Source organism: Streptomyces sp. AHU1, from assembly GCF_045343905.1.
GTDB lineage: Bacteria > Actinomycetota > Actinomycetes > Streptomycetales > Streptomycetaceae > Streptomyces > Streptomyces triticiradicis.
In genome coordinates this window covers 1,745,509-1,758,770 of record NZ_CP174283.1, presented here as the reverse complement: position 1 = coordinate 1,758,770, position 13,262 = coordinate 1,745,509, and the positions used below count along the sequence as shown (strand labels likewise).

Below are 13,262 nucleotides of genomic sequence, written 5' to 3'. Positions count from 1 at the left end.
GTCCTCGTGACGCATGCCGTGCATGTGGAGAGTGCCGACGGGCACCTTTCCACCAGTGCGGCAGCGTCTGCGGTACTCCCGGGCGGTGACGTCCGCCGTGCAGCTGTCGAAGCCGCGCCGCGGTCCGCCGCGGATGCCGGCGAACGCCACGGCGCTCACGAGTCGGCACATCCCGGTGATCACTGCGCATCCGGGCGGCTTCAGCAGGGTCCTGCCCGGGCGGTGCCCCGCTTTGCAGCGTCGATTCGCGAATCGACCGGTGTCGACGCCGCCTCGGTCGTGCGAGTGACCGCCACGGACAGGCGTATGGAAGGCGCCCCACCCGCGGCTCTGAGAGTGGCCTCCGTGGTGCGGCAGGTCTAGAGGTACGGAGTCCTCCGACCGGCCTGCCGGTAGTCATCGGTCCGGCTGATTTCGCGCGACGAGCCTCGCGTCCCGTGCTCATGACGGGGTGTCGCGTTCGTCGAGGCCGTCCTGCCCCCCACCCTGTCTGCGCCCCGCTCCGTCTTCATGGGAGACGCGGTCGCAGCGCGGAGGAATTGTGCCGACATATTCCCGTACGCTCACGCACGCCCCATGGGCCTCGTCCGGCTCGACCCGGTGGCACCGACTCGTCACCGCGATCCGCGGTGCTCTCGTGACGGCGCTCATGCTGTGCGCCGTGACGCACAGTGTGCCCGGCGGAACCCACCGGGCGGTGGCCGTGCCTGCGGGATTTTCCGTGACGGCCGCGGGTGAAGACCCGCACGGGCCCCACGATTCCCACGACTCCCACGGGGCCGACGACTGCCCGGCGGACACGATCGTCCGTGCCGCGGCCCAGTCGGCCGAGGAGCTCCCCCTCGGCGCGATGGCCCTCGTCGTACTCGTCGCCGTATGCCTGGCGGCGGGAAGGGCCCGCGCACCGCATGAATCCCGCAGACGTCGCAGCGCGCGCACCGGACGCGTGGTGCTCGTCCGTACGTCGCGGTGGCGGATCTAGGCCACTCGCTCGCAGCCGACCGACTTCGTCGGCTGCCGCGTGCCCACGGCGTGGACGCGGACGCATGGTCCGTCCCGTCGCCGCGGGCCGCGAGATGAACCCGCACACGCAGCCATCCGCATTCATCGAGCGAGAGCGAAAACACAGACATGCAGTCATTGACCAAGGCCACGGTCGCCTCGGGCCGGTCCGCCTTGTCCGGCCTCGTGGGCGACACCCCGCTGCTGCGGGTGTCGGAGCCCCTCGCCCCGGCCGGGCGGGGCTTCTGGGCGAAGCTCGAGGGGTTCAACCCCGGCGGCATCAAGGACCGTCCGGGCCTGCACATGGTGAAGCGGGCCCGGGCCCGTGGTGACCTGAAGCCCGGCGGACGGATCATCGAGTCCACCAGCGGGACCCTTGGCCTGGGCCTGGCGCTGGCCGGCATGGTCCACGGCCACCCGGTCACGCTGGTCACCGATCCGGGTCTGGAGTCGTCCATGACCCGTCTGCTGACCGCGCACGGCGCCCGGGTCAACGTCGTCTCCGAACCGCATCCCACGGGCGGCTGGCAGCAGGCCCGCCGCGAACGCGTCCAGCGGCTGCTGGAGCAGCACCCCGACTCCTGGTGCCCGGACCAGTACAACAACCCCGACAACGTCGCTGCTTACACCCCGCTGGCCCTCGAACTCGCCTCGGAGATGGGCCACATCGACGTGCTGGTGTGCAGCGTCGGCACCGGCGGCCACTCCGCCGGCATCTCCCGCGTCCTGCGCCAGCTCTACCCGGAGCTGACCGTCGTCGGTGTGGACACAACCGGTTCGACGATCTTCGGCCAGCCCGCCAGGTCTCGCCTGATGCGCGGACTCGGCTCCAGCATCTACCCCCGCAACGTCGCCTACGAGCAGTTCTCCGAGGTGCACTGGGTCGCCCCGCACGAGGCTGTGTGGGCATGCCGCCGGCTGGCCTCCTCCCACTACGCCACCGGCGGGTGGAGCGTCGGAGCCGTCGCGCTGGTGGCGGGCTGGCTGGCCCGGACGATGCCGGCGGACGCACGGATCGCCGCGATCTTCCCCGACGGCCCCCAGCGCTACCTGGGAACGGTCTACGACGATGACTACTGCGCAGCCCACGGCCTGCTGGACTCCCCGCCGGCACCCGAACCGGAACTGATCGCCCGCCTGGACGAGAAGGAAGTCACCCGCTGGACCAGGTGCACCGCCGTGGTCGATCCCCTCACCCTGCGAGGCGCGGAACCAGCGGGACAGGACGAGGCCGAGGACGCTTCGGACGTCGAGTCCGACTCCCCGCAGGAGGGCCGGTGAAGGGGTTGCTCACCCAGGTCCGGTCGTACGAACGCAGCGTCCGGCTGCTGATGGTGAACCAGTTCACCATCAATCTCGGCTTCTACATGCTGATGCCTTACCTGGCCGCCCACCTCTCCGGCACCCTCGGGCTGGCCGGCTGGGTCGTGGGGCTCGTCCTCGGCGTACGGAACTTCAGCCAGCAGGGCATGTTCCTGGTCGGGGGGACGCTCGCCGACCGGTTCGGCTACAAGCCCTTGATCGTCGCCGGATGTGTGCTGCGGACCCTCGGCTTCGCGACGCTGGGGCTCGTGGACTCGCTGCCCGCGCTGCTCGCCGCGTCCGCGGCCACCGGGCTGGCCGGGGCGCTGTTCAACCCCGCCGTACGGGCCTACCTCGCGGCCGACGCGGGGGAGCGCAGGGTCGAGGCGTTCGCCTTGTTCAACGTCTTCTACCAGGCAGGCATCCTGCTGGGCCCGCTGGTGGGCATGGTGCTGACCGGGGTCGACTTCCGCGTCACCTGTCTGGTGGCGGCCGGGATCTTCGCGCTGCTGAGCGTCGTGCAGATCCGCGCGCTGCCCGCCCGGCGGGCCGGGGCCGCCGGCCGGCAGGAGGGCGGCACCGGCCAGGGCGTGCTCGTCCAGTGGCGCGGCATGCTCGCCAACCGGCCGTTCCTGCTCTTCTCCGTCGCCATGATCGGTTCGTACGTCCTGTCCTTCCAGGTCTATCTGGCGCTTCCGCTGGAGGTGCGCCGGCTCGGCGGCGACGGGACGTTCGGCACGGCGGCGGTGGCGGTGCTCTTCGCCGTCTCCGGTCTGAGCACGATCCTCGGCCAGACCCGAGTGACGGCGTGGTGCAAGGGGCGGTACGAGCCCGGGCAGGCGCTCGTGCGCGGACTGGCGGCCATGGGGCTGGCCTTCGTTCCCCTGCTGTCGGCCACCGTCGTACCCGTACCGGAGTCCGGAGCCGGGCTGTGGCTGCTCGCGGCGGTCCCGCCGACGCTCGCCGCGCTGCTGCTGGCGGTCGGCACGATGATCGCCTATCCGTTCGAGATGGACACCATCGTCCGGCTCTCCGGTGACCGCCTCGTCGCCACCCACTACGGGCTGTACAACACGATCTGCGGCATCGGCATCACCGCCGGAAACCTCGCCACGGGCGCCGCGCTCGACGCCGCCCGCTCGGCCGGCATGCCCGCGCTGCCGTGGATCTCCCTGTTCGCGCTCGGCCTGGCCTGCGCCACCGCCCTGTACGGCCTGCATCGCACCGGGCGACTGGCGCCGCCCACGTCCGAGCCACTGCCCGCAACCGTCTGACCCATCGTCCCTCCGACCCGAGGGCGGGGACACCGCATGGTGCCCCCGCCCTTGCCGGGCCCTGCGATACCCGGGGGTGTCTTCGGTCCCCGCCCTGATGTGACCCGTCCCGAGCCGTCCCGGAGGCCGGGCTGACCCCGGTGCGCGACTTCTCTCCCGTGCTGTACTCCGTGCTCGCGCCGACCGTGCTGCTGCCGGCCGTGGTCCTTGCGGCGCACGAACCAGGGGGTGTCACGGCGTACGGACAGCGAGAACGGCGGGCGCGAGTGCTGCCGTTCCGGGAGGCCCACTTACCCCCTCGGGGTATACTGGCCGAAGGTCGTCTCGCCGGAAAATCAGGGGAAGTGATGACAGCACCAGGAGCCTGGGCTCTGCGGACCCGCGCCTCGCGCGGCACCGTCCGCTGGGCGCGAGCCGCCGTCATCGTCCTGCTCACGGCACTTGCCGTACTGGTTCACCACGAGATGCCCACCGCCGAGATCGGCTCGACCGATGCGTCCGCCGTGCATGTGATGACACCTGACATGGTGATGGCGGGCAGCCACGCCGCACCGGGGACGGTCATGTCCGGGCACGGGCACGGAAGCAATACCGGGCGGGCCGCGGAACCGACGACAGCCGTCGCGTCGACGACGAGCGGTTCCCATGGGCCGGCCTGCTCCGGCGCGGACATGCAGCACTGCTCGGTCGCGAGCCTCGACGTCGTGAAGCTCGCGTCACCGTCACGGACTTCGACGCGGGTGGGTCTCGCCGCGTACGGAGCCGTCCCCACCGGGCCCAAGGGCACCGGGATCGTGGACCGGGCGCCCCCAGACCTGTCCGTTCTCTCTCAGTTGCGCATCTAGGCCGTGCCCCACGGCTTCTTCGCCGCCTTTGCCGTGTCGAGGAGCCGTACCAGCACGCCGCCTTCCGTATGCGCACACTGAGATCGAGGACACCCATGAACAGCATCAACCGCCGCTCCGTCCTGCTCGCCGGGCTCGGCGTCGCGAGCGCCGGCGCGCTCGCCGCCTGCAGCGGCGGCTCCAGCGCGACACCCGCCCTGGTCGACCCTTCCGGCTCCGCGGTCGCCGCGGTGGAGAACAAGCGGAAGAGCACCGGCAGGACCCACGAGGTGACCCTGACCGCCGCGCCCGCCGTGCTCGACCTCGGCGCTGGAGTCATGGCCAAGACCTGGGCCTTCAGCGGCCGGGCCCCCGGCAGGGAGATCCGCCTGTCCGCCGGCGACACCCTGGCCGCCGAGCTCTCCAACCAGCTGCCGAACCGGACCGCGACCTCCATCCACTGGCACGGCATCGCCATGCGCAACGACATGGACGGTGTGCCCCCGGTGACCCAGCAGGCCGTCCGGGCCGATGTCGACCACACCTACCGCTTCATCACCGATGCCCCGGGCACGTACTTCTTCCACCCCCACGTCGGCGTCCAGCTCGACCGGGGCCTGTACGCGCCGCTGATCGTCGAGGACCCCCGGGAACCGCTGTCGTACGACGACGAATGGGTCGTCGTCCTGGACGACTGGGTCGACGGAGTCACCGGCACCCCCGACGAGGTCCTCGCCGAGCTGCGCCACGGCATGGGCGGCATGGACATGGGCGGCGACTCCAGCTCCAGCGGCCACGCGGGCCACGACATGGGTGACATGGGTGACATGGGGGGCATGGACATGGGAGAGGACTCCTCGCCCTCCTCCGCTCCTCCCGCGTCCGGTGGGATGCCGATGAAGTTCATGCTGATGGGCGCCGAGAGCGAGCTGCTCGGAGGCGACGCCGGCGACGTGAAGTACCCGCACCACCTGGTCAACGGCCGTGTTCCCGCCGACCCCGCCGTCTACCAGGGCAAGCCCGGCCGCCGGCTACGGCTGCGCATCATCAACGCGGGCGGCGACACGGCGTACCGGCTGGCGCTCGGCGGCCACAAACTGACCATCACCCACACCGACGGCTTCCCCGTCGAGCACCAGGAGGTCGACGCCCTGCTGATCGGCATGGGGGAGCGCTACGACGTTCTCGTCACCCTCGGCGACGGCGTCTTTCCGCTGGTCGCGCTGGCCGAGGGCAAGGACGCCACCGGCATGGCCCTGGTGCGTACAGCATCCGGCAGCACGCCGAAGGCGACCGTCCGCCCCAGGGAACTGAACGGCAAGATCCTGACGGCGTCCCAGCTGCGAGCGGCTGACGACGCCCGTCTGTCCTCCAAGAGGGTGGACCAGGTGCACCGGGTCGAGCTGACCGGCGGCATGGGCAAGTACGACTGGGCCATCAACGGCAAGGCCTTCGACATGGCCGACCCGACCGCGAACCTGCTCACGATCGAGGAAGGCCGGCGAGTACGGCTGGACTTCGTCAACACCACCGAGATGTGGCACCCGATGCACCTGCACGGCCACACCTACCAGCTCGGTGACGCCGGGCCGCGCAAGGACACCGCCATCGTCCTGCCCAGGAAGAAGCTGTCCGTCCTCTTCGACGCCGACAACCCCGGCCAGTGGATGCTGCACTGCCACAACGCGTACCACGGGGAGGCCGGCATGATGGCGCTGGTCGCCTACCAGAACTGATCGCCTGTGCCCGGTGCGGGGGCCGATCCGGCGGGTCGGCCCCCGCACCGGGGAGGCAAGGAGCGTTCGGTGCCTTCGCCCGTGGACGTGGGCAGCCGCTCGGCGAATGACCGAGGCGGCCTTGGCCTGCTTGCCGGCGCGGACCGGCGCAATGGCACGCGCCCGGAACTCCGGAGGACAGGGGCGCGGCATAACTGCCGGCCAGCCACCGGAACCGGAACCCAGGACGTGGGGCAGGTCATCGTGTGACACCTGGTGGGGGCCGGTCTTGGCGTCGTCCCCGGCTAGGCCCTGTCTCCTCGACCGTCTACGGGCTGGGGCGTTTGCGGGTGGTCCATGGTGGTGCCGTCGGGATTCCGCCCGAAGGCGGCTTCCAGAACGTCGGGGAGGTCTTCCTCGGGGACCGTGCTGCGCACGTCGGCCAGAACCCGGGGAAAGTCGTCATCGTCGATGACGCCCATGTGCTCCTGACGGAGTCGGTGGATGATCTCGACGAGCTCCGGTCGCAGTCGCATCCAGGCACGGGAGGTACGGATCTCTTCATCGACCTGGTGCATGAACCAGCGCATGACCTCGTACGGGACGTCAGCGTGCCCCGCCTGCGGGTTGAAGCACACCGTGGGTTCCCGTGCCGGATCCTCGTCGGGGACGATCGCGGTCACGAGCATCCGTTGCCCGGCCACGAGATCCAGCTCCAGATACCAGGCGTCATCGGGCACGGAGTACATCGCGGTGATCGCGTAGTCGCCGTCGGGGTGTCGAAGGACCATTGCCGCATGCTGCCACGCCGGACCGAGAAGGCCGCCTCCCGATCATGCGGTCCGACGCCCCTGTGCCCGGGCCCGGATGAGGAGGGCGGCGACGCAGAGCGCCGCCTGGTGGGCGATGGCGAGTTCGTCCGTTCGCATGGCCGGCCCTCGCCACTGCTTGAGCCGGCTGGTGCATCGCTTACCGGCCATGACGGCCGCAAGGGCCGGTGCGTCACCCGCCTGGCCCGCGGTGACGCGGAGGGCCAAGGGGCGTGCGTGGCTGTCGCCGGCGAGATGGACCTTTGTGCTCGGGCCGCCGCGGGAACGACCAAGTGCGTGGTCGTCGGGCTCAGCCCGATCTGGCGCCCCCTTTTTTCTTCAAGCCGCTGACCTGCGATCAATGCCGGCCGGGAGTCGTCGATCCGGCCCCGGAGTCAGGTGTTCCACCACTCGTCAGTGCCGCAGCCGACCTCGTAGTGCCACCAGCCCTCGTCCTGCCCTTGACTCAGCAATGCCTTGATCCCGGCGAAGTCCGCGTCGGCCGGGACGTTGAAGGCCACCATGGGGAAGTCTGCGCTCATGACCTCACCGCCGAGGTGGAAGACGGCCAGGCGTTGATGCACCGCCCGAGGGCTGCGGCCCAGTGGCCCCGAGGGGACGGGCACGACGCGAACCGTGCAGTTGCCGGCTGAACTGACCCGCCCGACAGCCCAGTGCAGCCCATCCGAGTCGGTCCGGAACCGTACGACGTCCCCCTCGGCCACACCGTCCTGCAGGAACGGGACGTTCTCGATCACGGCCGTGTCGGCACTGAGTCTTGTCGCCCACAGGCCCTCGATGTCCTGAGGGAACCAGCCTTCGCGCGGGACGAACCGGAACCAGACCTTGATCTTCTCGATCGCGCTCTCCATGGCGGCCATCATGCGCGGACCGCCCGCGGTGCCCGGCGTCGGGGTCCGAGCCGGGTGATCAACCTTCACCGAGACGGACGGGCATCCGTTCAATTTTGGTGAGGCGCGTCCAGCCTTCACCGAGACAGGTCACAGGTGTCCGCGAGGAGGGGGTTGTCATGCGAACGGTACCGATATATCGTTGACGCATCGCGACCGATCAACGATGGGATGGAGTGATTGCGATGCGTTCCCGTGGAGAAGACTTCGGATACGAGCACGGACACGGACATGGACACCACGGCGGACCCGGCCATCGGGGTCGGGGCGGCTTCGAGGCGCTGAGGGGGGCTTTCGGGCCCTTCGGGCCGGGTGGTCCCGGCGGCCCCGGTTTCGGTGGTCCCGGCTTCGGCCCGGGACCCTGGGGTGGGCGCGGCGGCAGGGGCGGACCGCGGGGGAGGGCGCGGCGCGGTGACGTGCGCGCGTCGATCCTCGCCCTGCTCAAGGACCGGCCCATGCACGGTTACGAGATGATCCAGGAGATCGCCGAGCGCAGCGGCGGGGCGTGGAAGCCCAGCCCGGGTTCGGTGTACCCGACCCTTCAGCTGCTGGAGGACGAGGGCCTGATCGTCAGCGAGGCGGAGGGCGGCAAGAAGCTGTTCTCGCTCACCGAGTCGGGCCGCAGCGCGGCCGACGAGGGTCCCGACGCGCCCTGGGAAGAGGCCGGGCGCGGGGTCGACTGGGAGACGCTGCACGAGATCCGGCAGGCCGGTTTCGGTCTCATGGAGGCCTTCGGCCAGGTCTGGAAGACCGGCAGCAAGGGCCAGCGCGACAAGGCGCTGGCGGTCATCAACGAAGCCCGCAAGAAGCTGTACCTGATCCTCGCCGACGAGGACTGACGGCGTGCTGTGGTACCTGCCGGCGCCCCGTGGAAGTGTTTCCGCGGGGCGCCTGTCCGCATACGGGGTGCCGCGCGTCGCCCCGGGGGACGCGCGGACGTGCGAGGCTCAGGCCACCAGCCCGGCCAGCTTCCGCAGCGACTCGTCGAGGGCGGCCGTCGCCGAGTCCTTGAGCTTGCCCGCCATCAGCGAGACGGCCGCACCCGTGAACTCCCCGTCGATGCGCACCGATGTGGCGTCGCCGTCGGGGGTGAGCGTGTAGCGCGTGGAGACGTTCACCGACATCGGACCCTTGCCGCGGATGGCCAGGACCCGGCCGGACTCCAGTTCCTCGATGGTCCAGGTGACCTCGGCCGGGAAGCCCATGAGTTTCATGTTCTCCGCGAAGGTGCCGCCCGCCTCGAGCTTCTCCGGGCCGCCCCGCGGGAAGTCGGTGTGCGTCGCGTTCCACTCGCCGTAGGCGGACCAGTCCGTGAGCCGGGCCCAGATCTTCTCGGCGGGCGCCTCGATCCGTGCTTCCGCGCTGACTTCGGCCATGCGACCACCCCTTCGTGTCGGGCGCTGCGCCCGGCGCAGCTACGGTGTCGCGGAACGTAGCTCCAGGTCCCGGAACATTCAATACTGATGAACCGTCAGGAATTGCGGAGGGCGGTAGGCCGCCGGGCGCCGGGAAGCCGGCCGTGAACGTGTGGGGCAGGACGGCGCGCCTCCGGGGGAAAACGGTGCGAAGTCATCCGCAGGGAGGAGAACCCGTGCGGGATGCCCACCCTGTGTCGGACCCGAAGATGCTGCCCGCCGTGGACGACACGGCGCCACGAGGCTGATGAGGTGGAGGTTGTGCTGCCCCGTATTCCCCAGCAGTCCGCCGCGAGCGGGCCGAAGCGTTTCGGCGTCGATGCCGGACTCAGTGCAGAGCTGGCCCCGGTGGTCTCCGGCGCGCGCAGAAGAGCGCTGCGCGACGGGGACCGGCAGATCGACACGGCTCATCTGCTGCACTCCCTGCTGGAGTCCGACCCCGAGGTGCGTGCCGCCTTCGGCGGCGGACCGCAGCTCGACCGGCTGCTCGGCTACCTCGTGCAGCGCAGCATCGGCTACGGACTCCGCTGGCAGAGCGCCGTCGAGGACTTCGGTGCCGGGGCGGTGACGGCCGACGGGAGATGGTCTCCGGTGGCGGCCGACGCGATGGAGGAGGCGCACGAGCGGGCCGTGCTGCGGGGTGACGAGCGGGCCCGTGGTCTCGACCTGCTCGTGGCGCTCGTCGCCGATCCCCGGTCGCGGGCCGTCGAGGTTCTCGGACGTGCCGGTGTCGAGCTCCCGCGGCTGTTGGAGCGCGCCGGGAGCGGGCGCGAGGAGTGCGCCGGCCGGAGTGACGCGGGCTGACGAGGTTCCGGAGAACCCCGGTCTTCGGTCCTGGCCCGCCGCGTTCGGGGGTCCAGCCGTTGAGACAGGTGCTTGTGGGGGTGACGGTCATGTCTTCGCCTGTCATCATGTGCCGGTGCACACCTCTCAGGGCAGTCAGGGCAACCACGGAAGAGGCGTCGGTCTGGGCCTCGCGCTCGTGTCGGCGGTCGCCTTCGGCGGATCGGGTGTCGCGGCCAAGCCGCTGATCGAGGCAGGGCTCGACCCGCTCCACGTGGTGTGGCTGCGGGTCGCCGGTGCCGCCCTGGTCATGCTGCCGCTCGCCGTGCGGCACCGGGCGCTGGTCAGGCGGCGCCCCGCACTGCTCGCCGGATTCGGACTCCTCGGCGTGGCCGGTGTCCAGGCCTGCTACTTCGCCGCGATCTCCCGCGTCCCCGTCGGCGTCGCCCTCCTCGTGGAGTACCTGGCCCCCGCGCTGGTCCTCGGCTGGGTGCGCTTCGTGCAGCGCCGGCCCGTCACGCGCGCCGCGGCTCTCGGGGTCGTCCTCGCGGCCGGCGGACTCGCCTGCGTGGTCGAGGTGTGGTCGGGGCTCGGCTTCGACGCCGTCGGACTCCTGCTCGCACTGGGTGCCGCCTGCTGCCAGGTCGGCTACTTCGTCCTGTCCGACCAGGGCAGCGACGCGGGCGACGAGGCGCCCGACCCGCTGGGTGTGATCGCGTACGGGCTGCTCGTCGGCACCCTCGTGCTGACCGCGGTCGCGCGCCCCTGGACCATGCGCTGGTCCGTTCTCGGGGGCAGCGCGGACATGGACGGGACGTCCGTGCCGGCCGTGCTGCTCCTCGGCTGGATCGTGCTCGTCGCCACCGCCGTCGCCTACGTCACCGGAGTCCTCTCCGTGCGCAGGCTCTCCCCGCAGGTCGCGGGCGTGGTGGCCTGTCTCGAAGCGGTGATCGCCACGGTCCTGGCGTGGGTGCTGCTGGGCGAACACCTCTCGACGCCGCAGATCGTCGGCGGCGCGGTGGTCCTGCTCGGCGCCTTCATCGCGCAGTCGTCGGCCCCGGCGAAACCCCCGCGGGAGCCGGTCGCGAGGGGGACGAGCGACACCGAAAGGGAATTGTCGGCCCGCGGAACGGCCGTCTAGAGTGCGGATCATGCTTGCGATGCTCGTTCTTCCGCCTCCGGCCGCCTGAGGCGGGCGTACCGGAACACCTGCCCGGCCCCGTGCCGGGCGGAACGGCGCTGCCCGCAGAAGAAGTCCGAGGACCTTCCGCACGCCCCTGCCCCACGGCACGGGCGGCGACGCGGTCCCTTCCCGAACTTCTGCGGATCCGCGGAGAGAACACGTGTCGAACAACAACGCTGTCGGCCTGCCCGTCGGGCGAGGCCTGCTCTATCTGATCGTCGCCGGTGTCGCCTGGGGCACCGCGGGCGCCGCCGCGTCCCTGGTCTACCGGGCCAGTGACATGGGGTCGGTCGCCCTCTCCTTCTGGCGCTGCGCGGGCGGACTCGTCCTGCTGCTCGCCCTGCGCCCGCGCCGCCGTCATCCGCGTCCTCGCCACGGCGGGCCCGCGGGCCGTCCCGCCGTGCGGGAGGCACTCGGCTCCAAGGTCCTGCGGATCGGTCTGACCGGCCTCGGGCTGGCCGTCTTCCAGACCGCCTACTTCGCCGCCGTCGAGGCGACCGGCCTCGCGGTGGCGACCGTCGTCACCCTGGGCGCGGGGCCCGTCCTCATCGCGCTCGGCGCCCGGCTGACCATGGGGGAGCGGCTCGGCCGGGGCGGGAGCGCCGCCGTCGTCGGGGCGCTGACCGGGCTCGGCGTGCTGGTCCTGGGCGGCGGGGGCGCCACCGTGCGCCCCTGGGGTGTCGTCCTCGCGGTCCTCTCCGCGGCCGGGTACTCCGCGATGACGCTGCTCACCCGGTGGTGGGGGCGCGACGGCCGGGGCGACGGATCCGGCACGACGGCGTGGACGTTCGCCGTCACCACCGTCTGCCTGCTGCCGTTCGGGCTCGCCGAGGGGCTGGTCCCGCACGCCGCGCAGCCCGTCCGTCTGCTGGTCCTGCTGGCGTACGTCGCGGCCGTTCCCACGGCGCTGGCCTACGCGCTCTTCTTCGCCGGCGCCGCCGTCGTCCGCTCCGCCACCGTGTCCGTGATCATGCTCCTGGAGCCGGTGTGCGCGGCCGTGCTCGCCGTCTGCCTGCTCGGTGAGCGGCTCACCCCGGCGACGCTGGCCGGAACCCTGCTGATGCTCGGCTCGGTCACCGGACTCGCGGTGGCGGAGGCGCGCGCCGCGGGTGCCGAACGGCTCGCGGAGGCCGAGGAGCCGCTTCTCGTGTGAGGTCCGGCGGGTGGCGGATGCCCGAGTGGCGTCCGGCACCCGGGTGGGACCGGAGGGGCGGCCGGCACTTCGGTGAGCCCGGCGGGCGGCCACCCGCCGGGCGGGCCCGGTCCGAGGGGCGGGGGCGCGGGGGCGTTCCCGCCCGTGCCCGGCCGGCCCCGCCGCTCACGGCGCCGTCGGTCTCACAGGGCCGTCAGGTAGTCGGGCAGGCCGATGCCCGGTGCCAGGTCGTCCGCCGGGACCGGGGCGCCGTACCCCTTGGACAGCGGGACCACGCCGGTCCAGTGCGGGAGGGAGAGGTCCTCGGGCTCGTCGTTCGGGCCGCCGCCGCGCACCTTGGCGGAGACCTCGTCGAGGTCCAGGCTGATCACGGCCGTGGCCGCGAGTTCCTTGGCGTTGGCGGGGCGGGAGTCGGCGGAGCGGCCGGGGACGACGTGGTCGACCAGCGCGTCCAGCGCGAGGCGCCGCTCCTCGGGGTCCGTCACCTGACGGGCGACGCCGTGCACGACCACGGAGCGGTAGTTGATCGAGTGGTGGAAGGCCGAGCGGGCCAGCACCAGTCCGTCGACGTGGGTCACCGTCAGACAGACGGGCAGCCCGGGATCGGCCTGGCCGGTCATCCGCAGCGGCCGCGAGCCCGTCGACCCGTGCACGTAGAGCCGTTCGCCGACGCGTGCGTAGAGCGTGGGCAGGACGACCGGCGCGCCGTCACGGACGAACCCGAGATGGCACACGTAGCCCTCGTCGAGTATCGCGTGCACCAGTTCCCGGTCGTACGCGGCGCGTTCCTTGGAGCGGGTGGGGACGGTGCGGTCGGTAGGGGTGTAGCCGGCGGCCTCCGTCGTCCTCGGCTGGGTGCTTGTCTCCGACATTGCCATCTCCATTGCACTA

At 71.6% G+C, this 13,262-nt stretch carries 13 protein-coding genes and 1 pseudogene; 9 read left to right on the top strand and 5 right to left on the bottom strand.

Going from position 1 to position 13,262, the window contains the following annotated elements:
- Nucleotides 1–721 precede the first annotated feature (721 nt).
- The 5 genes from ACICHK_RS08095 (at nt 722) to ACICHK_RS08075 (ending at nt 6,138) form a co-directional block, all read left to right on the top strand.
- Complete coding sequence (locus ACICHK_RS08095; RefSeq protein ID WP_406836388.1) at nt 722–982, top strand: hypothetical protein; 261 nt, start codon at nt 722–724, stop codon at nt 980–982.
- A gap of 149 nt (nt 983–1,131) precedes the next feature.
- Nucleotides 1,132–2,283, top strand: a complete 1,152-nt coding sequence (locus ACICHK_RS08090; protein ID WP_406836387.1) for a PLP-dependent cysteine synthase family protein — start codon at nt 1,132–1,134, stop codon at nt 2,281–2,283.
- Nucleotides 2,280–3,578, top strand: coding sequence for an MFS transporter (locus tag ACICHK_RS08085; protein ID WP_406836386.1), 1,299 nt, complete (start codon nt 2,280–2,282; stop codon nt 3,576–3,578). Before ACICHK_RS08090 ends, ACICHK_RS08085 begins: the two co-directional genes overlap by 4 nt.
- A gap of 347 nt (nt 3,579–3,925) precedes the next feature.
- A complete protein-coding gene (locus tag ACICHK_RS08080; RefSeq protein ID WP_406836385.1) occupies nt 3,926–4,423 on the top strand; it encodes a hypothetical protein in 498 nt (165 codons plus the stop codon).
- Nucleotides 4,424–4,518: 95 nt separating this feature from the next.
- The gene (locus ACICHK_RS08075; protein ID WP_406836384.1) at nt 4,519–6,138 is read left to right on the top strand and encodes a multicopper oxidase family protein; all 1,620 of its coding nucleotides are present in this window, start codon (nt 4,519–4,521) and stop codon (nt 6,136–6,138) included.
- Nucleotides 6,139–6,422: 284 nt separating this feature from the next.
- On the opposite strand, the gene ACICHK_RS08070 is transcribed toward ACICHK_RS08075, so the two are convergent.
- The 3 genes and pseudogenes from ACICHK_RS08070 to ACICHK_RS08060 all read right to left on the bottom strand — a co-directional run bounded on the left by ACICHK_RS08070 (nt 6,423) and on the right by ACICHK_RS08060 (nt 7,798).
- Nucleotides 6,423–6,908 (bottom strand): hypothetical protein, encoded by a 486-nt coding sequence (locus ACICHK_RS08070; RefSeq protein ID WP_406836383.1) that lies wholly within the window; start codon nt 6,906–6,908, stop codon nt 6,423–6,425.
- A gap of 174 nt (nt 6,909–7,082) precedes the next feature.
- A pseudogene (locus ACICHK_RS08065) lies at nt 7,083–7,220 on the bottom strand (IS5/IS1182 family transposase); the annotation flags it as partial.
- Nucleotides 7,221–7,321: 101 nt separating this feature from the next.
- Complete coding sequence (locus ACICHK_RS08060) at nt 7,322–7,798, bottom strand: DUF4265 domain-containing protein (protein WP_406836382.1); 477 nt, start codon at nt 7,796–7,798, stop codon at nt 7,322–7,324.
- A 224-nt stretch (nt 7,799–8,022) separates the two neighbouring features.
- Here ACICHK_RS08060 and ACICHK_RS08055 point away from each other — a divergent pair, with 224 nt between their 5' ends.
- Nucleotides 8,023–8,676 (top strand): PadR family transcriptional regulator, encoded by a 654-nt coding sequence (locus ACICHK_RS08055; RefSeq protein ID WP_406836381.1) that lies wholly within the window; start codon nt 8,023–8,025, stop codon nt 8,674–8,676.
- 108 nt (nt 8,677–8,784) lie between these two features.
- Here the strand turns inward: ACICHK_RS08055 and ACICHK_RS08050 are convergent, their stop codons facing one another.
- Entirely contained in the window at nt 8,785–9,213 is a 429-nt protein-coding gene (locus tag ACICHK_RS08050) for an SRPBCC family protein (RefSeq protein WP_406836380.1), read from the bottom strand.
- A gap of 300 nt (nt 9,214–9,513) precedes the next feature.
- Here ACICHK_RS08050 and ACICHK_RS08045 point away from each other — a divergent pair, with 300 nt between their 5' ends.
- The 3 genes from ACICHK_RS08045 (at nt 9,514) to ACICHK_RS08035 (ending at nt 12,371) form a co-directional block, all read left to right on the top strand.
- The gene (locus ACICHK_RS08045) at nt 9,514–10,056 is read left to right on the top strand and encodes a Clp protease N-terminal domain-containing protein (RefSeq protein WP_406836379.1); all 543 of its coding nucleotides are present in this window, start codon (nt 9,514–9,516) and stop codon (nt 10,054–10,056) included.
- Between the two features lie 109 nt (nt 10,057–10,165).
- The gene (locus ACICHK_RS08040; RefSeq protein WP_406836378.1) at nt 10,166–11,176 is read left to right on the top strand and encodes an EamA family transporter; all 1,011 of its coding nucleotides are present in this window, start codon (nt 10,166–10,168) and stop codon (nt 11,174–11,176) included.
- Between the two features lie 202 nt (nt 11,177–11,378).
- Nucleotides 11,379–12,371, top strand: a complete 993-nt coding sequence (locus ACICHK_RS08035; RefSeq protein ID WP_406836377.1) for a DMT family transporter — start codon at nt 11,379–11,381, stop codon at nt 12,369–12,371.
- A 182-nt stretch (nt 12,372–12,553) separates the two neighbouring features.
- Here the strand turns inward: ACICHK_RS08035 and ACICHK_RS08030 are convergent, their stop codons facing one another.
- Nucleotides 12,554–13,243, bottom strand: coding sequence for a pyridoxamine 5'-phosphate oxidase family protein (locus tag ACICHK_RS08030; protein ID WP_225860611.1), 690 nt, complete (start codon nt 13,241–13,243; stop codon nt 12,554–12,556).
- Nucleotides 13,244–13,262 lie beyond the last annotated feature (19 nt).